This is a genomic window from Yoonia sp. R78084, assembly GCF_044595625.1.
In the GTDB taxonomy this organism is placed as follows: domain Bacteria; phylum Pseudomonadota; class Alphaproteobacteria; order Rhodobacterales; family Rhodobacteraceae; genus Yoonia.
Genome location: NZ_CP138993.1, coordinates 1292678 through 1315311, shown reverse-complemented (window position 1 = coordinate 1315311; position 22634 = coordinate 1292678). Strand labels below are relative to the sequence as shown.

The 22634-nt window shown below is 56.7% G+C and carries 20 protein-coding genes; 10 read left to right on the top strand and 10 right to left on the bottom strand.

Annotated features, from left to right (window positions below):
- Positions 1-843, top strand: a complete 843-nt coding sequence (locus SJY29_RS06810) for a 5-deoxy-glucuronate isomerase (protein WP_400088129.1) — start codon at positions 1-3, stop codon at positions 841-843.
- Positions 840-1667: a class II fructose-bisphosphate aldolase gene (locus SJY29_RS06805; protein ID WP_400088127.1), complete on the top strand. Its 828-nt coding sequence runs from the start codon at positions 840-842 to the stop codon at positions 1665-1667. Before SJY29_RS06810 ends, SJY29_RS06805 begins: the two co-directional genes overlap by 4 nt.
- 100 nt (positions 1668-1767) lie before the next feature.
- On the opposite strand, the gene SJY29_RS06800 is transcribed toward SJY29_RS06805, so the two are convergent.
- The 3 genes from SJY29_RS06800 to SJY29_RS06790 all read right to left on the bottom strand — a co-directional run bounded on the left by SJY29_RS06800 (position 1768) and on the right by SJY29_RS06790 (position 5777).
- Positions 1768-2622 carry a hypothetical protein gene (locus tag SJY29_RS06800; protein ID WP_400088125.1) on the bottom strand — a complete coding sequence of 285 codons (855 nt, stop codon included), beginning with the start codon at positions 2620-2622 and terminating at the stop codon, positions 1768-1770.
- 81 nt (positions 2623-2703) lie between these two features.
- Positions 2704-3693: a hypothetical protein gene (locus SJY29_RS06795; protein ID WP_400088123.1), complete on the bottom strand. Its 990-nt coding sequence runs from the start codon at positions 3691-3693 to the stop codon at positions 2704-2706.
- Positions 3694-3827: 134 nt separating this feature from the next.
- On the bottom strand, positions 3828-5777 hold the full coding sequence (locus tag SJY29_RS06790) for a hypothetical protein (RefSeq protein ID WP_400088121.1): 1950 nt from the start codon (positions 5775-5777) through the stop codon (positions 3828-3830).
- Positions 5778-5931: 154 nt separating this feature from the next.
- Between SJY29_RS06790 and SJY29_RS06785 the strand changes: the two genes are divergently transcribed.
- From SJY29_RS06785 to SJY29_RS06770, 4 genes are all read left to right on the top strand, one after another.
- On the top strand, positions 5932-7818 hold the full coding sequence (locus SJY29_RS06785; RefSeq protein WP_400088119.1) for a glycosyltransferase family 2 protein: 1887 nt from the start codon (positions 5932-5934) through the stop codon (positions 7816-7818).
- A complete protein-coding gene (locus tag SJY29_RS06780) occupies positions 7815-8849 on the top strand; it encodes a glycosyltransferase family 2 protein (RefSeq protein WP_400088117.1) in 1035 nt (344 codons plus the stop codon). Before SJY29_RS06785 ends, SJY29_RS06780 begins: the two co-directional genes overlap by 4 nt.
- A gap of 80 nt (positions 8850-8929) precedes the next feature.
- On the top strand, positions 8930-9907 hold the full coding sequence (locus tag SJY29_RS06775; protein ID WP_400088115.1) for a glycosyltransferase family 2 protein: 978 nt from the start codon (positions 8930-8932) through the stop codon (positions 9905-9907).
- Positions 9908-10055: 148 nt separating this feature from the next.
- Positions 10056-10901, top strand: a complete 846-nt coding sequence (locus tag SJY29_RS06770) for a hypothetical protein (protein WP_400088113.1) — start codon at positions 10056-10058, stop codon at positions 10899-10901.
- A gap of 47 nt (positions 10902-10948) precedes the next feature.
- Here the strand turns inward: SJY29_RS06770 and SJY29_RS06765 are convergent, their stop codons facing one another.
- Both SJY29_RS06765 and SJY29_RS06760 read right to left on the bottom strand, forming a co-directional pair.
- The gene (locus SJY29_RS06765) at positions 10949-11452 is read right to left on the bottom strand and encodes a hypothetical protein (RefSeq protein WP_400088111.1); all 504 of its coding nucleotides are present in this window, start codon (positions 11450-11452) and stop codon (positions 10949-10951) included.
- Positions 11453-11541: 89 nt separating this feature from the next.
- A complete protein-coding gene (locus tag SJY29_RS06760; RefSeq protein ID WP_400088109.1) occupies positions 11542-12321 on the bottom strand; it encodes an FkbM family methyltransferase in 780 nt (259 codons plus the stop codon).
- 263 nt (positions 12322-12584) lie between these two features.
- On the opposite strand from SJY29_RS06760, the gene aroQ reads away from it, so the two are divergent.
- On the top strand, positions 12585-13031 hold the full coding sequence (gene aroQ / locus SJY29_RS06755; protein WP_400088107.1) for a type II 3-dehydroquinate dehydratase: 447 nt from the start codon (positions 12585-12587) through the stop codon (positions 13029-13031).
- The gene (locus tag SJY29_RS06750; RefSeq protein ID WP_400088105.1) at positions 13028-13792 is read left to right on the top strand and encodes an autoinducer binding domain-containing protein; all 765 of its coding nucleotides are present in this window, start codon (positions 13028-13030) and stop codon (positions 13790-13792) included. Before aroQ ends, SJY29_RS06750 begins: the two co-directional genes overlap by 4 nt.
- 385 nt (positions 13793-14177) lie before the next feature.
- Here SJY29_RS06750 and tsf read toward each other — a convergent pair whose 3' ends face one another.
- The 3 genes from tsf to SJY29_RS06735 all read right to left on the bottom strand — a co-directional run bounded on the left by tsf (position 14178) and on the right by SJY29_RS06735 (position 17416).
- The gene (tsf, locus tag SJY29_RS06745) at positions 14178-15050 is read right to left on the bottom strand and encodes a translation elongation factor Ts (RefSeq protein WP_110278788.1); all 873 of its coding nucleotides are present in this window, start codon (positions 15048-15050) and stop codon (positions 14178-14180) included.
- Positions 15051-15123: 73 nt separating this feature from the next.
- Complete coding sequence (gene rpsB / locus SJY29_RS06740; protein WP_400088103.1) at positions 15124-15906, bottom strand: 30S ribosomal protein S2; 783 nt, start codon at positions 15904-15906, stop codon at positions 15124-15126.
- A gap of 202 nt (positions 15907-16108) precedes the next feature.
- A complete protein-coding gene (locus SJY29_RS06735; protein WP_400088101.1) occupies positions 16109-17416 on the bottom strand; it encodes a HupE/UreJ family protein in 1308 nt (435 codons plus the stop codon).
- A gap of 103 nt (positions 17417-17519) precedes the next feature.
- On the opposite strand from SJY29_RS06735, the gene SJY29_RS06730 reads away from it, so the two are divergent.
- On the top strand, positions 17520-18320 hold the full coding sequence (locus SJY29_RS06730) for a DUF4198 domain-containing protein (RefSeq protein ID WP_400088099.1): 801 nt from the start codon (positions 17520-17522) through the stop codon (positions 18318-18320).
- A 123-nt stretch (positions 18321-18443) separates the two neighbouring features.
- On the opposite strand, the gene SJY29_RS06725 is transcribed toward SJY29_RS06730, so the two are convergent.
- Both SJY29_RS06725 and SJY29_RS06720 read right to left on the bottom strand, forming a co-directional pair.
- The gene (locus SJY29_RS06725; RefSeq protein ID WP_110279426.1) at positions 18444-19994 is read right to left on the bottom strand and encodes a trimethylamine methyltransferase family protein; all 1551 of its coding nucleotides are present in this window, start codon (positions 19992-19994) and stop codon (positions 18444-18446) included.
- Positions 19995-20099: 105 nt separating this feature from the next.
- Positions 20100-20900, bottom strand: coding sequence for a GMP synthase (locus tag SJY29_RS06720; protein ID WP_110278726.1), 801 nt, complete (start codon positions 20898-20900; stop codon positions 20100-20102).
- A gap of 114 nt (positions 20901-21014) precedes the next feature.
- Here SJY29_RS06720 and guaA point away from each other — a divergent pair, with 114 nt between their 5' ends.
- Positions 21015-22574: a glutamine-hydrolyzing GMP synthase gene (gene guaA / locus SJY29_RS06715; RefSeq protein ID WP_110278725.1), complete on the top strand. Its 1560-nt coding sequence runs from the start codon at positions 21015-21017 to the stop codon at positions 22572-22574.
- The last annotated feature ends 60 nt before the right edge of the window (positions 22575-22634 follow it).

Sequence of the window (22634 nt, the reverse complement as noted above, 5' to 3'; positions counted from 1 at the left end):
ATGCATATTCCGCCATATGACAACCAGAACAAACCGATCGTTGATGTGGATGACCCGACCGTTCCGCTGAACTATTTCAACATCGTGAAACTGACCAAGGGGCAGGCGTTCGAATATGCCGTGCCCGGGTATGAGACCTGCATCGTGCCCGCGACCGGAACTGTGGATATTGATATCGAAGGGTTCAAGGCTGACGGCATCGGCAATCGGGGCGAGGATGTCTGGGATGGCGAGCCTGAGGGCGTTTATGTGCCCACCGCCGCCAAGGCGCAAATGGTCTGCACCTCGGACGCGGCCGAGGTTTTCGTGTGCGGCGCACGCTATGACAAGGTGCTGGATGCTTTTGCCGTGCGTGCGGACGATCTCGATCTGGTGCAATACGGATCAGACGACACCAAAACGCACCGTAAAATCAAACACATCCTTGGCACGAAGTACCATGACAAGGTCGGGCGTTTGCTGGTGTCCGAGCTTTTCACCGTGGGCGAGGGCGGCTGGTCGGGCTTTCCATCCCACAAGCATGACACCGACCGCCTGCCGCTTGAGACACGGCACGACGAGACCTACAACTTCCGTTTCAAGCCCAACCACGGCTCTGGCGTACAGATGCTCCAGCGCGAGGACGGCAAGGCGGGCGATGCCTATCATATCGTGGATGGATCGACGATCTGTCTTGATAGCGGCTATCATCCTTGTGCAGTTCTGCCAGGCTATCAGATGTATTACTTCACCATTCTGGGCGGGCTGTCACAGCGCAGCCTGATCCAGTATTTCCAACCCTCCCATGCCGATCAGATCGAGACGATCCCCGGCATCAAAGACATGATTGCCAAATTCAAGTGACCCTTGCGACGCTCAAAGATGTGCTCCAGCCTGCGTTGCGGGGTGGCTATGCCGTCGGCGGTCTGGTGTGTCTGGGTTGGGAGGACATGTGCGCTTTTGTTGCCGCAGCAGAGGCCGAGAATTGCGCGGTCATCCTGCAGGCGGGGCCGGGGTGTCGGGCGCATACGCCTTTGCCTGTTCTGGGCAGGATGTTCCGTCATTTGGCCGAAAATGCCAGCGTGCCGGTCGTAGCGCATCTCGATCATGGTTACACATATGATGATTGTTCCGCCGCATTGGATGCTGGCTTTACGTCGCTGATGTTTGACGGATCGCGAAAACCGCTGAAAGACAACATCAAGGAAACCCGTCAAATCGTTGAACTTGCACAGCAATCCGGAATTTCCTGCGAGGGCGAGATCGGCTTTGTCGGCTATGCGGGCGGTGAGAGTTCAGCGGGAACAGACCCCAGCGAGGCCGCGCTTTTTGCAGCAGAGACCGGCATCGACGCGATGGCGATTTCGGTCGGGAATGTGCATCTTCAGCAGGAAACAGACGCGGGCCTCGATGAAGCGCGGATAGCAGCCATTCAGGCGGTCACACCGGTGCCTTTGGTAATCCATGGCGGATCAGGCGTGCCAGTTGACCAGCGCAGGCATTTGGCGCGGACGACAAATATCTGCAAATTCAACATTGGCACAGAATTGCGTATGGCCTTCGGTGCCGCGCTGCGTGAAGCGGTGAACAAGGACCCTGATCGCTTTGACCGGATCGCGATCCTGAAAGAAACCCATGATCCCGTGATGGCGGCTACACGCACGGTCTTGCGGAACCTCAAGGGATAGGGCGTTGATATTGCGGGATTTCAGCTTTATCCAATAATCGCATAATCAGTATTATGTAATATAAATACCTACGGGATGGTGAGATCGCCGCAATCCCGCGCTAACTGCTATTCTTGGATTTCCGCACGAATAGATGCCCCGTCAGCGTTGGATCCAAACCGTGCTTCTTGCACAGCTCGTCAGCAAAAGACCCCTCAGGTGGGATGCCTTGGGTGAATGCAAAGATATTCCGAAACCGACGACCGTAGAAATGCACCGATAACGTCTGTTCGGTGATCCGGCTGTAGACATCCTTTCGCAACCGCCTCCGATGAAACGAACGCGTGGACGCAAATGGCACGGGATAAAGCACGTCACCCTCAAAAGCATGTGCGACTTCGCCGGTGGCGTTGGCAAAGTGGTGCAAAGCATCCGGTCCGCAAACACCCCAACGCATCTCTGACATATGCACGCCCTCGCCCGCATCTTTCAGGCCTTGGAGCCTGTTTTGTTCGCGTGGCCCAAGCCATGGCGGAACAGGATATTCATCCTTCGTCAGTGCGAGCATAGCCTTTAGTGTCTGCGAGCCTTTTGGCAATCCCAGGACGCCCGAATAGAGCTTGCGCTGCGTATCGCTCCCCCAGCCGTAAAAGAAGCCGTGGTCGGGCCGGACGAAGGGCTTCCAGCAATACGCATCTGTGTCGATCCACAAAAAGTCGGTTTGCTCAAGCATGCGGAGCCGGAAGACGTCGGAATGAAACGCCGGACTTCCGGTATGGACATGATAGATGATCTTATCCGACGGCATGATTTCGTTGGCATCGCGGACTTCGACACCATCAGGGACAGATTTCACCTCGTCATAGACGTAAAGAATTGTGCGATGACCTTTCTCCACAAAAGAAAGAAGGCACATCTGCTCCATCCAGGTAAGTTCGGGACCAACCCAAAGACTGGCAACGTCATAAAGCTTCATCTAAGGCTCCGTTCTCGGCTCTGCGCGCCGGAGTGTGGGTGTCGTGGCGCCACCTTGCAAGTACTGCTGCATATCCAGAAATCAGCCTTTCTTTTCGGCAAGTTCATGCAGTTTTCTGACAGCATAATCATACGCGTCTTGTTCACCGGGATCGCCACGCTGAAAGGCCAGGTTGGCGTTTGTATCCGGTCCAAAAAGTCGGTCGCGATCGGGAAAGAATGCCGTGCGCAATGCGGTGTTTCGGGCTTCGAGCATGTCATTGATCAATGCACGCTCGTCCGGATTCAGCACGTCATCGCGCCCAAAAACGCGCGGATCACCACTTATCTGGAGCAACCGCCCGAGTTGCCGACGCGCCTTTTTGTCAAAACCTGGATTGCCGCGCTCAAAACGGCCCAGGGCCTCGCTTGCGACACGGGAGAGTGATTTGTTCGCGGCCCCCTCTGGCAAGACCACGTCATCGACCGGAACACCCATTAATCCCACGAAGTCCGAGATCACATCATTGCCCGTCATTTCGTCGCGCAGATACAAACGCGGGACAATCTCGGCCCCCGGCACCTGTGCGCGGATGCGGTCAAAAATGACGGAAAAATCCATGTACTCCGGATCGTTCCGGATTTGGGTCAGACGGTTGGCGACAAAAGCGTCTACACCGCCCGTTCTCATACCGTTCTTTGCGCGCTGTTTGTAGTCAGCCTCGATAAATTCATCGAAACGCCTGATGTAGACGACAAATTTGACAGGTGTCGGGATCGTCTTGAGGTATCTCTCATAAAGAGGCGAGAGATCGCGCCCGAAAAACATCTCGCTCGAGAGGATGCAGTGCTGCTCCGCATGTGTCTGGTATTCCTCGACAAAAGCCTCGGCCGCTGGTGCTTCGGCCCAGCCACGTGACATTGCGATCGCCATCGTGTTTTGGCAAATCAGACGCGCACGGCCTGTCCCCCGGTCACGGCCGGTCGCCATATACCGGATATTATGCGTTGCCAGAAAAGCAGCATTGCTATGGAGATAGCCTTGCAAGGCGGTTGAGCCTGTCTTGGGCATCCCGATATGGATCCAAAGCATGACCTGTCCTTCAATCGATCGGTTTACTGTTAGCAGATCCTGCAATGTGTCATGCGGACCCCACTATCAATATTTTTCAATGAGCACTAGGCCTTGGCCCGACATTGGCCCGATGCACAGATCTTCCAGACGGTTCACTGCGATTTCCGCAGAATGCGTGCACGCCGGTTCTGGTAGCGCTTTTGATTGGGCGCAATCCGTGCCGCGCGATCAAGCGCTGCGATTGCAGCGGTCTCATGGTTGTTCTTGCGATGGAATTCGGCGACATAGGCGTGAAGCTCCGCGGTCGTCTCATCCATAGCTGTGGCCCGATCAAATGCCAGGCCCGCACTGGCGCTATCCCCTGCCCCTTCGTGGATGACGCCGGTCAGAAAATGCCAGAATGCATGGTCTGGGCCCGATGCCATGCACTTCTCCATCTGGGCCAGCGCGCCGTCATAATCCGCTTTGAGTAACAGGATTTCCGCTTGCCGCTTGCGCACAAGCTGATCCTCGGGCGCGTGTTCCAGCGCCTGTGTGTTCCGTTCCAGCGCGCGGTCCAGTTTGCCCATCCGCGCATCCAGCAAGGCACAGAAACTGAAGGGCCCCGCCCCCGGCACAGCGTGATCGCCTTCCAAAAGCTTTGTGCGCATTGCCTTGAGCGCGTGTTTGGCCTTCAGCATTTTCTGCGTTTTGCCATCAATCGCAAACCACGGCCATTCGACCGCGATCGATGACAGGTCCAGCGCACGCGCACGAATGATCTTGTTTTGTTGCAAGACAATGTTGTGAAGCTGATAGCCAAGCTGGAGCGCCATCACAGTTTCACGGTCAAAGGGCAGCGCCTCACCGGGGCGCAAGCGCTGCCTGCGGATCATGAACGTGCCAATGACTGTAACATCCGGCAGGGACGGTTTCTGCCAAAAGCCCTTCAGGAAGGAATTGCGCGCCTGCACGGCCTTGCCAAGCGCACCAAGAATATGCGCGCGGATGGCAAGGGCAGAGACATAGTTTTCCTGCCATTGATTGGGGTCCTCAATGGCAGTCTGCACATGTGCGAGTGCCTCGTCCCACTTGTTAAGGTAGATGCAATTGGCTGCCTGTAGCAGGGGTAGAAATGCATTGTCAGCACCCGCCGTCAGGATCTTGTCCGCAAATTCCCATGCGTCTTCTTCCCGCCCTGCCACCTGCAACCTGCGGGCCACTTTTACATAGATATGAGCCGCCTCGCTGGGCGTGATGAAAGCGGAAACGCCCTTGTGGAAACGGTCAATCGTGCTGTCATAGGCGACATCCCTTTCCGCGATATCCATCACTTCGTGAAAGCATTTACGCTCTTGGCCACTCAAACGGGCCGCTGCGCGGCTGAAGGCACTCACGGGTGGCGCGATAATCTGCGATGCAAGCGACATCGCATAGAGTTCGAGAAAATCGCGCTGCACCGGTTTGCAATGTGACAGGTCCACCAGATCGGCCATGCTACGCAGTTGCGGGTGCGCGGCCATCAGCCCTGCAATGCTCTCGGCCTGATCGGAAAACACCAATGCGGCAGCACCGGGATTCTTTTTGATATAAGCTGAATAAAGCTCGTCAGGCTCAATCTTGGAGGGCCATTCCTTGTGCTTCCAAGGGGCTTCGTTCAGGATATCGCCGCGCCTGATGTGAAAGGCAAACACCGGGCCGGGCAATGCGGCCATGGCACTTTCGATCTCGGCCATATGGGCTTTGACGGTGTCGTTGAACCCGATACGCGCAATAAAGGCGCGAAACCGGTCCTGATGGTCTTCTCCCTGCTCGAAAGGCAGTCTTTCGATCTCGAACCCTTCATCAAGCAGAACGTGACCACCACTCGAAAGATGGGCGTTCAATCTGCCCGGATCGGGATCGCGCCGGAAGCTCTCAATCGGCTTGGTGATTGCGGACAGTTTTTCGAAATCATCATTCGCAATAAAGTGCCGGTCGATAAACGCGGGATCGAACAGATCAAGCGGCGTGTCCAGCTTGGGGGCCGCAGCACCGCGCGGAAACCAGTTAATGCGAAAATCGGTTTCATAGTCTTCCGCAAGGCGCATGCTGTTCAGCACCATCAAAAGGCGCGCGCCCAATTGATCCCGCCTCAGGCCAATAAAGAAACCCCGACTTTGGCCTGTCCGCGGCATCGTAAATCAACCTTTTCTAACCACCGCAAAGCCTATACATTCACGCCGATATTCACAAGCACTCCCACCGCCGGGCAGTGGAAGAAGGAGGCGCAATATCATGAGGGTAGGTCCGCGGCTGTTGCTCAGCGCCTTCATGTGGAAACCCACGTCAGCCTTCCTGGAATGGCTTGCTTATCACCGCACTCTTGGTGTGACACAGACGGTAATTTACGTTGATCGCAGACAGGATGGAAAAGAACCTCTGCTGGATGCGCTTGCCGCGGCAGGCGTGATCGACATTGTTCCTGTGTCCGTTGATTCCGACATCAAGGAAGAAATCCACAATTCGGCCATCCGCGCGGCCTGCATAGAGGCGGCAGAGACAGGCGGTTACGGGCTCTACCTCGCACCGGATGAGTATTTCTGCATCAGTGATCCGTCACAGAGCCTGCCTGCGCTGATGCAGTCCTGCGGTGATGCTGATGTGCTCTGCGCGCCCGTTCATCTTGCAGGGATTGCGCCGAAACGGCCCCATATTCCGGGCGGACTTCTGCAACACGCGATATCGCTTGCGGGTACGGGGACACAGCGCAGTGTAACTCGGCTTGGCCTGTTTGCATCACGCACACCGGAACGGCCCGTCGGACCGGTGCAAGGTGACGCAGACTCAGTTTGGGTTAATGGTGACGGCAGTGTGATCCCTGCCCCCCAAAGCCTTGCCGGCGCGACCGGTCCCGCCCAGGCCGGCAGCAAGGCATCAATTCTGAAAATTCCCGCGCCATCGGTGGAGACCTATCTCGTCCACCAGCAAGCCCTGCCCGCCAAGCAACACCCAAGTGTCGCGGTTCACACAGCACGGCTGGAAGCCTTGGCCGCGTCCACCGGCGGACGCTGGACAGTGGACATGCGCCCGGATGCAACAAGCGCGGAAGTATCTGCACTGTTGGCCTTACCTGACGTGGCAGCGGCACAGGCCGCATTGTGCGACGCGGAGACCACCACCCGCGAAAACCTGCGCAACACATCGCCTGATTTCCAGGCCGTCATCGCGGCCCTGAATGGTGAGGCCCCAGCCAAGACAATGGAGCCGTCCAAGCCGATTATCGAAACCGATGAGACCAGCATCGCAGACGATGACCCACGACCCGAGGGCGGAGCAAAGCTGCCCCGCTGGTTTGCCGAAATCCATACCAGTGGCGACAAGCAGGGGTTCTACACCCGCCTGAAAAATCATGCGGTGTCATTCGTTGAACGAGATCCCGCCCGTCTTGTTGTGACATTCGACAATCTTTCCAGCGTCAATGACATGTCAGCCGAGCGCGAGCCATGGGCCTATAAATTCGTCCATGACAACGGTTTTTCGCACCTGTCCGTCATGGCACGCCGCAAGGACTGGTTCCGCGATCCACAGTTGATTACCTATCTCCAAAAGCTGTCCTCTGACGGGTTCTTCGCGGGTTTCGACAAGGTGATTCTGACAGGCACTTCCATGGGCGGCTTTGCAGCGCTTGCCTTTGCGTCATTGTCGCCTGGTGCAACCGTCATCAGCTTTAATCCGCAAACCACGCTTGAAGAGGCCCTGGTGCCATGGGAGGAACGCTTTGCCGTGGGGCGTGCACGTGACTGGTCCCTGCCCCACAGCGACTGCGCCTTTGAAATCGACGACGTAAAGAAGGCTTATGTCATCTATGACCCATTCTTTACCCCCGACCGGCGGCATGTCGAACGGCTTGAGAGCGACAGGTTGATCCTTCTCAAGACATGGTGCTCAGGACATTATTCGCCTGTGTTTTTGCGGCGCGCAGGTTTGCTGAAGCCGCTGATGCAGCACGCCTTTGACGATACGCTGACACCTGCGGTCTTTTACGACATGATCCGCGCGCGACGCGCTTTGCCGTGGTATCGCAAGGCGTTGATTGCAAACCTGCAAGCACGTGGGCACGACCAACTCGCGGCACGCGTCACGCCTGCCTTTCGCAAACTCAAAAGAGAACGCGCAGAATGACAGATACCGCGGCCCTGCCACCCCCTGCCCTTGGCGGCAGCCATGTCATCATGTCCACGATGAAAAACGAGGGGCCGTTCCTGCTTGAATGGATTGCCCATAATCTGGCGATCGGGTTCACAGGTTTTGTGGTCTTCACCAATGATTGCGAGGATGGCACGGATCTGATGCTGCAACGGCTGGAAGAGCTTGGCTATTGCAGTCACCGGCCCAATGACGTTTCAGACGGATCACCCCCGCAGCACAAGGCGCTGCGGCGCGCCACAACCCACCCTTGGGTGACCGACGCAGACTGGTTGATGTGTCTTGATGTGGATGAATTCATCAATCTGCGTGAGGGGCTGACGACACTTGACCAGATGATGGCAAAGATCGGGGATTGCGATGCGGTCTCATTTGTCTGGAAACTGTTTGGCTGTGGCGGCATCGGCCCTTATGAGGACCGCCCTGTCATGGAGCAGTTTACACTGGCCGATATCGAAGATGACCCTGCCAACGGACGCGCCACCGGGTTCAAAACACTGTTTCGCAACAACGGGTTGTTCCGGCGCTTCAATCCTCATCGGCCCAAGAACGTTCCAAACGGGCGAGAGGCCGAGGTGCGGTGGTCCGATTGCGGCGGGAACCTGAAACCGATGGACGAGATCGGGTGGCGCGCATGGGAAGGCTTCAGCCACAAATACGCGCGGCTGAACCATTATTCCGTACGCTCGCTCGAGAGTTTTCTGGTCAAGCGTGATCGTGGCCGCACGAACCATATCGCCCGCGAACAGACCGAACATTACTGGTCGGATATGAACGTCAACCGCGCGGAGGATCACACGATGGCCCCACATGCGGATCGCGCGCGGCCTTTGCTTGCGGCGCTGAAGGCTGATCCGGTCTTGGGTCCTCTCCATGACAAGGCCTGCGCATGGCACCGCGCGAAGATTGTCGAACTGAAAGACCGTCCCGGTTGGGACGCTTTTTATGACTGGCTCTATGAGAACCGGATTGAAACCACGGCCGCCGTTGAACAAACAGATTATTGAACGCATGGTGCGGTGACGCCAACCGCGGTGAGGACGAACGGCACAGTGTCACGCGTGCCGTTTTGGATAAGGACACAGACATGACACGCTTTGTCATCGCGACCCCGATGAAGAATGAAGGGCCATTTATCGTTGAATGGGTTGCGCATAATCTGGCGATAGGTGTCGATGAAATTGCCGTTTTTTCAAATGATTGCTCTGACGGCTCTGATGCGCTGCTCGACCGGCTTGATGCAATGGGCAAGGTGCGCCATTTCGACAATACGCGCGGTGGCAAACCCGCGCCCCAGCGGCGCGCCTTCCGACGCTTTATGAAGATGGAGCTTGCGGGCCCCGAAGACTGGGTGATCCCGATTGATGCGGACGAATATATCAACATCAAAACAGGCGATCATACACTGCAGGCCCTGACCCGTGCTGTCCCCGATGCGCGCACCCTCTCGATGACATGGCGCCTTTTCGGCAATGCGGGCGTGGTCAATTACAAAGACAAGTTCCTGACAGATCAATTCCGCTCTGCCGCCGCCGATCATACACCGCGACCGCCGCAGGCATGGGGGTTCAAAACCATGTTCCAGCAAAGTCTCTGGGGGCATATCGGGGTGCATCGCCCCAAACGCCCCGCGGTCGCGCGTTTTGCCGAAACACAATGGTACAACGGGTCGGGCCAGCCCATGCCGGAGAGATACATGCAAGGCAGTTGGCGGTCGGGCCCGGATTCACTCGGCTATGATCTGGTACAAATCAACCATTATGCCGTGAAGTCATGCGAATCCTATCTGGTCAAAAAGGCCCGCGGCCGCGCCCATCACAGTGGTGAGGCGATGGGCCTCGAATACTGGCAAATGATGAACCACAACCGGATCGAGGATCGCACAATCGACGCAATCCGCCCGCGCAAAGCCGCGATCTATAAAGAGCTGCTTGCGGATAGCGAACTGCGCACCCTGCATGATGCATGTTGTGAAAATCACCGTGCCTTGATCAGGGAATTGCAAACGCGACCGGACTTCAGCGAACTGATGGCCGCACTGACACCCGGAGAGACGTTACAATGAAGGTGCGATGTGTGAAACGGGAAGGCTGCGAGTGCTTACATCGCGACGTCAGAAGGTCATATCAAATGTGTGAAACTGAACTGCCCCGCCGGTCTGCGTGCGGGGGATCAGATCGTGGAAGCGACGCAATCAGGAAGGCAGGCTTGGCATGACGCCCGCCGTTGAAACCGTGCCGGACCGTGTAGCGAGTTTATGGATAGGCAAGCGGCTGTCCATTCTTGAGAAGCTCTGCCTTAAGTCGTTTGCGGACGTGGGTCAGACCCCCATTCTATATACCTATGAGCCATTGGACGAAACGCCCGACTATATCGAATGGCGCGATGCAGCGATGATCATGCCGTTGGATAGCACGGGCCGCATTTACCGTGATCCGGTCAATCATTCTCCCGCAGTCCATGCCGACGTATTCCGCCTGAACCTGTTGCATCAAACTGACGAAATCTGGGTGGACTGTGATGCCTATGCGGTCAAACCCTTCCGCGCGAAGGACGGGTATCTTCTGTGCGGACGCCGCAATGGACGCGGGAGGCTGCGCAATGGCGTTATCAGCCTGCCCAAAGACAGCCCTGCTTTGCTGAATTGGCTTGCTTTCGTCCGCGAGACGCCATGCGTCCCGCCATGGTGGGATCCCCAGTTGAAGACCCAATACACCAAGCTCTATGGCAGCAGAGCAACATTTTCGACGCTACCTCTGGGCGTGATCGGGCCACTTGCGGCGCATTACTTCCTGACACAAAGCGGGGAAATCGACCTGACCTTGCCGGAACCTGAATATTATGCGCTGCCGTTTTCGACACGTCTGCAATGGTTTGCCGAGGATAAGGGGCAGCTTGACGTCCATGACTGGCAATCCAAGACCTCGATCCATTTCTTTTCGTCGGTTTTCCGGACGAACCTTGCACGGCGGAACTATCAAATCCGGCGCGACAGCTTTGTCGGTCGCCTCATTCTCAAGCACGGACTTGAGAATGATCCGGACGCTATTCTGATCTGATGCTTTGACAGTGTAAGGCGACGATCGGGACCGGCCCTCCAGACCGCTCAGAACGGGTTAGCAAAGGCGCCAATGATGCGCGCCATATCCTTGCGCGGCAAAGCCGTCTCATCGAGCACAAATTTTGCCATGCGGCCCCGTATTTCTACAGGTTGAAAGAAATGCTCTACGCGATGATAGCGCACGCGGTCAGTATAATCATCGAAGAGTACAACGGTCTTTTTGGTACAGCTTAGCATGACCGCATAAAAACATGCCTCACGAAAGCGTCCGTCGATCAGCACGCAGTCGGGTGCCTTGAAATCAGGATGTCCCCATATGCCAAGCGGATAATCGTGATAGTAGCGGTGCCCTTCGGTACCAACAGGGCGGCCCCATTTCCCGACTTTGCCTGTAAACACATGATGCAAATGCACTTTGGACGCACCATTCGCCTGATCAAGATAACTGCGGAGCTGATCCGCCCATTCTTTGTCATTCTCGACGGAGAAGATGGTTTTTCCCGACATTTCAGAGGCAAGAACAGTCGATCCGCCGCTGCCGTATTCCAAGATGACATCTGACGCGTGATATGTTTCACGCACCCAGTCGCTGACCTCTGGGGAAAAAGTGAGTTCTGGCCGTTGCATCCTCAAATACCTTAAATTTCTTGCGTTGCTTTTGGGAAACCGATCCACCGATCAGGCAAGACCAAAGCAGGTTTGCGCAGGTTGTGACGGACATCCAACGGATGCGGCAAGGAGACTACCGGCCGTAACCCCTGTGCGCGATCACGCCGGAGCAGCGTCACCTCGACCACGCGCGGGATCATTTCGCCCTCAATCTCCACGGTTCCCGAAACGTTGTTGGGGTGAAGATGAACAGTCACAAAGTCGTCGTGCAACTTATTGATCGCTGACAGCGCCCGTTTCAGAAATTTCGGTTTGGTCAGTATTGAGGGCAAATGGTGAAGCTCGATCACGATGATCCGAAAGCGGCGCAGCAGATCACGGGGGGCGGCCCCGAGTGTCTCGTATTCTGCGCCCTCAATATCCATCTGCAAAAGCAGATCAGCCGCCCGGTCTGGGTCGGTCTCGGCAATCCAAGATGCGAGCGTCATAAACTCCCCCGCGTCCTTGTCACCTAGAAATTTCGGAACGAACTGCGCGCCGGGCACCTGTAGCGGCGGGTTTTCAACCGAGGCATCCGCCATGAACGACGGTATACCACGTTTGGCGACATCCATCTCAAAGCTAGCCTGTTGTGACACACCCGGCGAATAACAGGCAGCAATGCCGCGAAAATCGTCCGGTACCAGATAGCCGCCGTCACCAAATTCACCCACCCGGATTAATGGTGTGTCCGTGGCGTAGGGCCGCAGAAAGTCATCGACGACAGATGCTTCAGGCAAAGCTCTGCGCGCGGGGCTATTTGCAGTCACAACGGGGCTCCTTCCCGCAAGACCTGCAAGACAAAAGAACAAGGGGTGCAAACCTGCTCCAGAAATTCACGTATCAACAACTTCCCTTTCAGCATTCCGTGGGCCATGGGCCTAGCATTTGCGAGCACCTACCGCACTTGGGCCTTAATTTGCGGCTGAAACACGCCACTGTGAATGGCATATTCGGGTGTTGTCGGAAACTGCAAAAAACTTATGGTGAAAAATCCGTTGGGCCAAATAGTTAAAGCTGGTAATGAAACCGGATGACACATTCTATTCTGATCCTAAACGGACCGAACCTGAACCTGCTTGGCACGCGCCAGCCCGAAGTCTACGGGCCAACGACGCTTGCCGATATCGAAGCCCTTTGCCTCGAAAAGGCTAAGGCGCTAGGGGTTCAGATTGTTTTTGCGCAATCCAACCATGAAGGTGAAATGATTGATATGCTGCATGGCGCGCGCGGTGTTCATGCGGGTGTGATCCTGAATGCTGGCGCCTACACGCATACCTCGGTCGCTTTGATGGATGCGATTTCAAGCATCATGTTGCCCGTGGTTGAACTGCACCTGTCAAACATCCACGCCCGCGAGGCATTTCGCCAGAAATCCTATATCGCACCCGTTGCAGTAGGGCAGATTTGCGGGTTTGGCGCAGCCGGCTATCCTTTGGCGATGGATGCGCTTGTCTCCTACATCGGGCGGGTCCAATGACAGCACTGGTAGCGCAGCTCGCAAAGCTGACGAATGCCCACTCGGTCGAGGAATTGTGGGATATTCACACCCGCCAGATGGCCACCTATGGTTTCGACAGGCTGATGTATGGATTCACCCGTTACCGGACATCAACAGGTCTCGGTGATCCGCAGGACTGGGTCCTGCTTTCAACCCAAAGCGAAGAATACATGGATGTATTCATTCACGAGGGGCTTTATGCCCACGCCCCGATGTTGCGGTGGGCGTTGGAGAACAATGGCGCCTGCAGCTGGCGCTGGATGCTGGATATGGAGCGTGTTGATCACCTCACCCCGAGTGAATTGCGGGTGGTGGAATTCAACAAATCAATGAACGTGACGGCCGGTTACACGATCAGCTTTCGTTCGGTCTCTGAACGCACCAAGGGTGCCATTGCGCTCACTGCCAAGCCGGGCATGAACCAGGACGCAGTTGAGCAGGTTTGGGGCGAACACGGTGACGAGATTGTCGTCATGAACAACGTCATGCACCTTAAACTGCTGACCCTGCCTTACTCTGGCGATCGCAACCTGACCAAGCGGCAGCGCGAGGTGTTGCAATGGGTGGGCGACGGCAAAACCACACAAGACATTGCAGAGTTACTGAAACTGACACCTGCGACTGTTGAAAAACATTTGCGACTGGCACGCGATACGCTGGGCGTCGAAACCACCGCTCAGGCTGTCTTGAAGGCCGCTTTCTACAATCAGATGTTTCTGATGGAGCCCGAAATCGCCTGAAGACACGACAAAAATCTGATGTGCAACTGTGCTATAAACTTTTTGTGAAGTCAGGTTTACCTTACTTTCGTGACCTCACGTAAGCTGGCAAGGTGTCGAAGTTCCGTGAGTGGTGGCCTTAGGCCTGGGAACATGAGGACGTATCACCATGTGATTGCATGGCTCTGCGTCCTTGTTCCGGGTAACCGGATGCTGGCGTGGCAGGTTTGCCTGTTTGCGTCAGCGCTTTAACGATTGCACTCAGTTTTTCGTCCCGAAACTGAACTGAGTATTCTCGTTGCGGCACCTGCTTTCTTCCGAGCGTGGTGTCGCGCTTTTATCCCCGCAACGGGAAACGGCCCGCGAATACCAACGCGGGCCGTGTTCGTTTTGCAAGACGCTTTGATCAGCCGTTCAGCTTTGCAACTTCGGCCGCGAAATCTTCTTCGGCTTTCTCGATGCCTTCACCCACGGCGAGACGGATGTAACCTGTGATGTCCACACCGGCCTCTTTGGCGGCCTGACCAACGGTCAGGTCGGGGTTCACAACAAACTGCTGGTTCAGCAATGTGACCTCGGCCATGTATTTCTGCATCCGGCCCACGATCATCTTTTCGATCACCGCTTCAGGCTTGCCGCTTTCACGGGCGATGTCCATCTGGACCTGCTTTTCTTTCTCGACGACTGCCGGATCAAGATCAGCTTCGGACAGGGACGCAGGGTTTGCGGCGGCGATGTGCATCGCAACCTGACGGCCAAAGGTCTCGTTGTCGCCGGACATAGCAACCAGAACGCCAATGCTGCCCATGCCGGGTGCGGCTGCATTGTGGACATAGTTGACCACGGAGCCACCTTCCAGCGTCGCCATACGACGCACGGACATATTTTCACCGATCACGGCAACAGCGTCTGTCACGGTCTGCTCGACAGTCTTGCCGCCCATGTCGGCCGCTTTCAGGGCGTCAATGTCAGAAGTGCCAAGAGCCACATCGGCGATGCCCGCAACCATTTTCTGGAAGTCAGCGTTTTTCGCGACAAAGTCGGTCTCGGAGTTGACTTCAACAGCCACACCCTTGCCACCGGATACAGCAACAGCCACGAGGCCCTCTGCTGCGGTACGGCTGGATTTCTTGGCGGCTTTTGCAAGGCCTTTGGTGCGCAGCCAATCGACGGCGGCTTCCATGTCGCCATCAGTTTCGGTCAGCGCCTTCTTGGCGTCCATCATGCCTGCGCCTGTGCTGTCGCGCAGGTCTTTCACCATTGCAGCGGTGATTGCCATGTTTCTTCTCCTTTGGAGGTATTTCAGGGGGTCGGGCGGGACATAAGGCCCCTGCCCTACAGTTTTATGACGCTTACTCGGCTGTCGCGGCTTCGGCGGCTGCGTCTTCAGCAACCACTTCCTCAACCAGCTCTTCCAGCTCGCCCATATCAACGCCTGCGGCGCCCATCTGTGCGGTCATACCGTCAAGTGCCGCGCGGGCAGCCAGATCGGTGTAGAGTGCGATGGCGCGTGCCGCGTCGTCGTTGCCGGGGATGACATAGTCAACGCCAGCAGGCGAACAGTTGGTGTCAACGACAGCAACAACAGGGATGCCCAGCTTGTTGGCTTCTGCGATGGCCAGATCTTCTTTGTTCACGTCGATGACGAAAAGAAGGTCAGGCACCCCGCCCATTTCGCGGATACCGCCCAGCGACGCCTGCAGTTTGCCCTGCTCACGCTCCATGCCAAGACGCTCTTTCTTGGTCAGACCGGCAAAGCCGTTTGCGGAAGCTTCGTCGATCGCTTTTAGACGGTTGATGGACTGCGAAACTGTCTGCCAGTTTGTCAACGTGCCACCCAACCAGCGGTGGTTCATGTAGAACTGCGCAGATTTCTCGGCGGCTTCCATGATCGGCTTGGCTGCCTGACGCTTGGTGCCAACGAACAGAACGCGGCCGCCTTTGGCGACAGTGTCACGGATGACTTGCAGCGCCTGGTCCAGCATTGGAACAGTCTGTGTCAGGTCCATGATGTGGATGCCGTTACGCGAACCGTAGATATACTGATCCATCTTAGGGTTCCAGCGGGCGGTCTGGTGACCAAAGTGTACGCCTGCTTCAAGCAGCTGACGCATGGAGAACTCGGGAAGAGCCATGTCGTTTTCCTTTTCCGGTTTCAAGCCTCAGCGGGGGATCAGCGTTGTGCCAACCGGTGGATCCTTTGGGATGTCTCCCCATGGGACCCGCCCCCGCCTGCGGGATTAAGTGAGCGCGCTATAGCGGGGGTAGATGCGCTGCGCAAGCCTTAGGATGCCTCCGGCGGGCGTTTTTAAGGGCAAGATGCGATTCAGACCCGCATTATATGCCCGTGAGCGTGCCGTATGATCGCGCAATGAACCAGTAAAGGCCAATCGCGGCGATCACGACCGAGGCCGGAACAGCGACGAAAAGGCGGTAGGCGTCGATCCGGTCACGCAGCACAATCGAGATACTGCAAAGCACCGCCATTGCGACAAATGTAACAGCGAAAAGCAGCGCAGGCGTATCGAGGATCAGAAGCGGAGATGCCAGCACCGCAGGAACCTGCGCACTGTCGAAGACGATCAGAAGTACGCCGATCACGGCAAGAAAGCCGTAAAGCGCCAATCCGCGACCGATTTCATTCGCGCCACGATCAATGCGCAATGCCTGCCAGACAAAAAAGAACATCGCCGCGATCACGGCAAGCTGTCCCACTTCGACGCCCACGTTAAAGCCGATCAAGGCCGCAACAAAGGTTTCCTCGGGCAGACCGAATTCGGCAAGCACCGATGCAAAGCCAAGCCCGTGCAACAGTCCGAAAATGAAGATCACGAAAGGCCGCCATGGGCTAATGCCCTTGGTGAAAATGTTCTCAATGGCGACATAGGCGATAGACAGCGCAATCAGCGGCTCGACGATATCAATAAAGGCAATACCGAATGTGCCCTGGGTGAAATCATCAACAAAATCTGTATAGCCAAGGGCCGCCGCCGCCAGTGTGATCGTGTGCGCAAGCGTAAAGAGCGACACCTGCAACAAAAGCGGTCGGAACCGTGCGGCCAGAAAGAACAGGCCCAATACAAAGAGGATGTGATCAAGACCCTTGGGAACGATATGGTCGAACCCGACAGGGATATAATTGGCAAAGGTGACCCACCATGTTGTCTGTCCGCCACCCGCAAGCGAGATCTGATCCGACAGCGCACCACCGGCCAAATAGCCGTCGTAAGGCAGAGGCACATCCATTTGGCGCAAAACCAGTACGCCAAATTCGGGCGCCCACCCCATTTGCACGGTTTCCGCCCCTTCCGGCAGGGCGGCACTGAATTCAAAGACGGAAAAGCGCACGACCTCGACATTGCCCACCGGTTCCACCGCGACTGATCTGAAGGTCGGCACCAAGGGCGTGCCATCTGCCGTCAGGGTGATCCCTTGGGCCATCTGCGGCCAGAAGGCCTCGAACTGCGCGGCAAGCTCGGCTGCCGGAAGCGCGCGCAAGTTATCATAAATCTCGGCGCGGTCGCTTTCATTTATGTCCTCTGTTTCGGACAGGTTTACACCGGCGATGAAGCTTTCGATGTTCGCGCGGATTTCGAAACGCAACTCGCCATCGACTGCGCGCATATCGGCGATCGCAGGGATCACCTCATGGGCCTGCGCAGTTGACAGTGTCGTGAACCAAATGAGGACAGCGCTTGACAACAACCGCAGAAAGGCCACCCTCACGCGAGTAAAAGGGGAAATATCCATGCGCATTCTTGCCTTCGCTTTCATTGTATTTGCAGTACCTGCAGCGGCCCACGAGTTCTGGATTGAACCAACCGACTATCAAGTGGAGGCCGACGGTAGTCTTGAGGCAAATATTGTCAATGGGGAAGAGTTTGCAGGCGTTAAACTGGCCTATCTTCCACAGCGCTTTGTTAATTTTGTTCTTTTTGCCGCAGACAGCTCTGCCCGCGTGAGCGGTCGTACCGGTGACACTCCCGCCTTGCAGCAGGATCCTGTGGCAGAGGGGCTGAACATCGCGGCCTATCAGGCCAACAATGCAACTGTGGACTATGAGAACTGGGAAAAATTCCAGCGTTTCGTGGATCACAAGGACTTTGGCGATGTGCTGTCCCAGCATGAGGCGCGTGGCCTGCCGCTCGAGAATTTCACGGAGGTCTATTCCCGTCATGCCAAGACCCTTTTCGGGGTCGGCAATAGCGAAGGTGCGGATCGCCGCGTTGGGCTGGAGACCGAGATCGTGGCCCTGACAAATCCTTACACAGATGATCTGAGCGAGGGATTTCAGGTGCAGGTCTATTACCGCAATGACCTGCGCGCCAACACGCAGGTAGAGGTCTTTGAGAAAGCCGCTGATTCACGGGTTTCAATCTCGCTTTACCAAACCGATGAGAACGGGATTGCCACTTTCCCCGTGCGCCCGGGCTACAGTTACATGGTTGACGCAGTTGTGCTGCGCGCACCCAGTGAACGCCTTGCGGAACAATCCGGTGCGGTCTGGGAAACGCTCTGGGCAAACCTGACGTTTGCTGTCCCGCAGTAGGGTGAAACGCGCCCGAAGAAGGGGCACCAGTGTGATTGTCTTCAAAATCAGGGTTTGGGGCGCAAGAGTGAACGTATCACCCCTGCTTTGCGCCCCAAGCTATTGAATTAAAAAGGCTTAATCTCAAGTAAATGCATCCGGCATGCTGGCCTTCTTTTCGGCCACATAGGCCCGCAGACGTGCTTCGATCTCGGGATCGAGGGGGGGCTGCTGATAGGTATCCAGCAGCTTCGCAACCCGCGCCTTGGCAAGAATTTGTGTATCGCGCGCGCCTTCTTCGTCCCATGTTTCGAAGGGCTTGTAATCAAACAGGTCCGACCGCCAGAACGCTGATTTGAAATTGGCCTGCGTGTGTTCGCAGCCAAGGTAGTGCCCGCCCGGCCCCACTTCCGCAATCGCGCCCATGGCCTGCCCGTTTTCGGACATGTCCACGCCGCGCGCGAAATGGTGCAACACGCCCAGTTGATCCGCATCCATCACGAATTTCTCGAACGAGGCCACAAGCCCGCCCTCGAGCCAACCACAGCTGTGCAGCATGAAATTCACGCCTGACAGCAGGCCCATGTTCAGGCTGTTGGCGCTCTCATAGGCCGCCTGCGCATCTGGCAGCTTCGATCCGCAGAAGGCACCTGCAGAGCGGTAAGGCAGGCCCAGACGCCGCGCCAGTTGCCCCGCGCCATAGGTGATATGGCTGGCCTCCGGTGTGCCGAATGTCGGCGCGCCCGAGTTCATGTCGATCGAGGTCACAAATGTCCCCATGATCACCGGCGATCCGGGGCGGATGATCTGGCTATAGGCCACCCCTGCCATGACCTCGGCCAAGACTTGTGTCAGTGTGCCTGCGACGGACACAGGTGCCATCGCGCCACCAACGATAAACGGGCTGATGATCGAGGCTTGGTTGTTGGCGGCAAAGACCTCGAGCGCGCCCATCATGATGCTGTCGAAGGTCAGGGGCGAGTTGATGTTGATCAGCGACGTCATGACCGTGTTCTCTTGGACAAACTCTTTGCCAAAAAGAATCTCGCACATTTCGATACTGTCTTGCGCGCGGCTGGGTTCGGTCACCGACCCCATGAAAGGTTTGTCGCTATAAATCATGTGGGCCAGCAGCATATCGAGGTGGCGTTTGTTCACCGGCACATCGGTCGGTTCACAAACGGTCCCACCGGAATGGTGTAGCCATTTCGACATATAGGCCAGCTTCACGAATTTCTCGAAGTCCGCCATCGTCGCATAACGCCGTCCGCCATCGACATCGCGCACGAATGGCGGACCATAAACCGGTGCAAGCACAAGGTTCTTGCCGCCAACCACAACATTACGTGCGGGGTTGCGGGCGTGCTGGGTGTATTCCGACGGGGCCGTCGCGCAAAGCTTGCGCGCCAGACCACGCGGAATGCGGACGCGTTCGCCGTCGACTTGGGCACCAGCCGCTTTCCAGCGCGCCAGACCTTCAGGGTTGTCCACGAAGTTTATCCCGATTTCCGCCAGAACGGTTTCGGCGTTGGCTTCGATGACGTCCAGCGCCTCTTCGGTCAGAACCTCATAATTGGGGATGTTACGTTCGATATATTTCGCCGTTTCGATGCTCACAGCCGTCCGCTCGGCGCGACGGGCAGCCCCGCCTCCGCCCCGTGCGCGTCTGCCTGCTGTTGCTGGTGCGTCCGACATGATCATTCCCCGTGGTGTCGCTGTGATGTTGGTGCTTCATACAACGCAGCGGGGAATGCACTTACCAAATTTGCGGCCCCTGAGGCGCGAAAACGACATGCGTCATCAGTAGACCCGAAAACTGGCCACAAACGGCAGGTGGTCCGACACTTCGTCCTTGAACCGCTCACGCCCCATATCCATCGTCCAATGCATTGGAAACAAACGCAACGATCCGCGCACATAATCTGCTGCAAAGGTCCGCGACACGGCAAATCCATCCAGCAGGTTCGCGCGGCCCTTATCCAGAATATGGCTGAACCGATCCTGCAAATCCCAGCTTGAGACGAAATCCATCAGGTCGTCACCGCCCAAATGGTGGAAATTGCTGACGTCCTGACCGGGGATCATGTTGAAATCACCCATTAGCAACAACGTTTTACGTTTATAACCCGGGGTATTGCGCAGGGTCGTCAGGTAGTCGCCAATCGCCACACATTGCGTGTCGCGCAGCTGTTGTTCCGGCCTGTCGCGGCCCGATTTCAGATGCACGCCAAGCAGATGCGCAGAAAACTTGCCCATCTTGACATCAACCGCAATTGCGCGACGGCCATTGGCGTAGGCCCCTTCCGATCCTGGCACCAGTCGGGGATTTTTGACCGCGACGCCCTTTTTGTGCAGAAAACCAATATGCAGCCCCCCCGGTTGCGGCAGGATCGTGGTATCGTAGTGCAAACCATAGGTGCCAATCTCGGCGGCGAGGTCATTGATGTAGCTGACAGGATTGACCTCAACGAGGGTCACAAGCTCGGCATCCAGCAAAGCCAGCCCCTCGGCCTGCCGTTTCATGCGCGCCTGATCTATGCCGCCAAAGCCCGCAAGGTTCCAGACGGCAACACGCGCCAATGTGTGCTCAAATATCTGCATCTTTCAAACTCCTCAAAATAATGGGGAGAGCGTAGCATATTTTCGGGCATTTGCGGCGCGCGAAAATCATCAGCACCCCTTGCACAAATCCGGCCCTGCCATTACCGAAGCGCCATGGAAAACAGCACCCACGAACGCCTTCTCATCATTGATTTCGGCAGCCAGGTCACGCAGCTGATTGCGCGTCGCCTGCGTGAATTGAACGTCTATTGCGAAATTCACCCCTATCAGAACGTCACCGACGCGTTTTTGGCCGCGTTCGCGCCCAAAGCGGTGATCCTTTCAGGCGGTCCAGATAGCGTCACGCGCGAAGGATCGCCCCGCGCCCCGCAATCGGTGTTCACGATGGGTGTCCCTGTGCTGGGCATCTGCTACGGCCAGCAAACGATGATGACGCAACTGGGCGGCAAAGTGACCAGCGGGCATGGCACCGCCGAGTTCGGCCGCGCCTATGTCAAACCGGAAGGCAAGCTGGCATTGCTTGAAGGCTGGTTCCTGACAGACAAGGAACAGGTCTGGATGAGCCATGGCGATCATGTCTCTGAAATTGCACCCGGATTTTCGGTTTACGGCACCTCGCCCAATGCGCCCTTTGCGATCACAGCAGATGTCGCGCGGAATTTCTATGCGGTGCAATTCCACCCCGAGGTGCACCACACACCGAACGGCGCGAAGCTCTATGAAAACTTCGTGCGCATCGCGGGCTTCAGCGGTGACTGGACAATGGGCGCCTACCGCGAACAGGCCATCGAAGCCATCAAGGAGCAGGTGGGCGACGCCCATGTGATCTGCGCGCTGTCTGGCGGTGTTGATTCTTCGGTTGCCGCCGCCCTGCTGCACGAAGCCATCGGCGATCAGCTGACCTGTGTTTTCGTTGATCACGGCCTTCTGCGCCTGAACGAGGCCGAAGAGGTCGTGGGCATGTTCCGCGATCACATGAATCTTAATGTTATTCACGCCGACGAATCCGAATTGTTCCTGGGCGAACTTGACGGCGTGAGCGACCCAGAAACCAAGCGCAAGATTATCGGGCGGCTGTTCATCGACGTGTTCCAGAAATACGCCAACGGCATTGAGGGCGCGGCGTTCCTTGCCCAAGGCACGCTCTACCCCGATGTCATTGAAAGCGTGAGCTTTTCCGGCGGCCCCTCGGTCACGATCAAATCGCACCACAATGTCGGCGGCCTGCCCGAAAAGATGGGTCTGAAACTGGTCGAGCCGCTGCGCGAACTGTTCAAGGACGAGGTGCGCGCACTGGGTGTCGAACTGGGCCTGCCCAAATCCTTCATTGGACGCCACCCCTTCCCCGGCCCGGGCCTTGCCATCCGCTGTCCCGGCGAAATCACCCGCGAGAAGCTTGAGATTTTGCGCAAGGCCGATGCGGTCTATATCGACCAGATCCGCCGCCACGGCCTTTATGATGACATCTGGCAAGCCTTTGTTGCGATCCTGCCGGTCCGCACAGTGGGCGTGATGGGCGACGGGCGCACCTATGACTTTGCCTGTGCGCTGCGTGCGGTGACATCTGTGGATGGCATGACGGCGGATTATTACCCGTTCAGCCACGAATTTCTTGGTGAGACCGCCACGCGGATCATCAATGAGGTGCAGGGGATCAACCGCGTGACCTATGACATCACCAGCAAACCTCCCGGGACGATTGAGTGGGAGTAACACCCTCACGGGCGCTGATGCGAAAAGGCACGTAGGTTCACGTGGAAACAGTAGGATTTA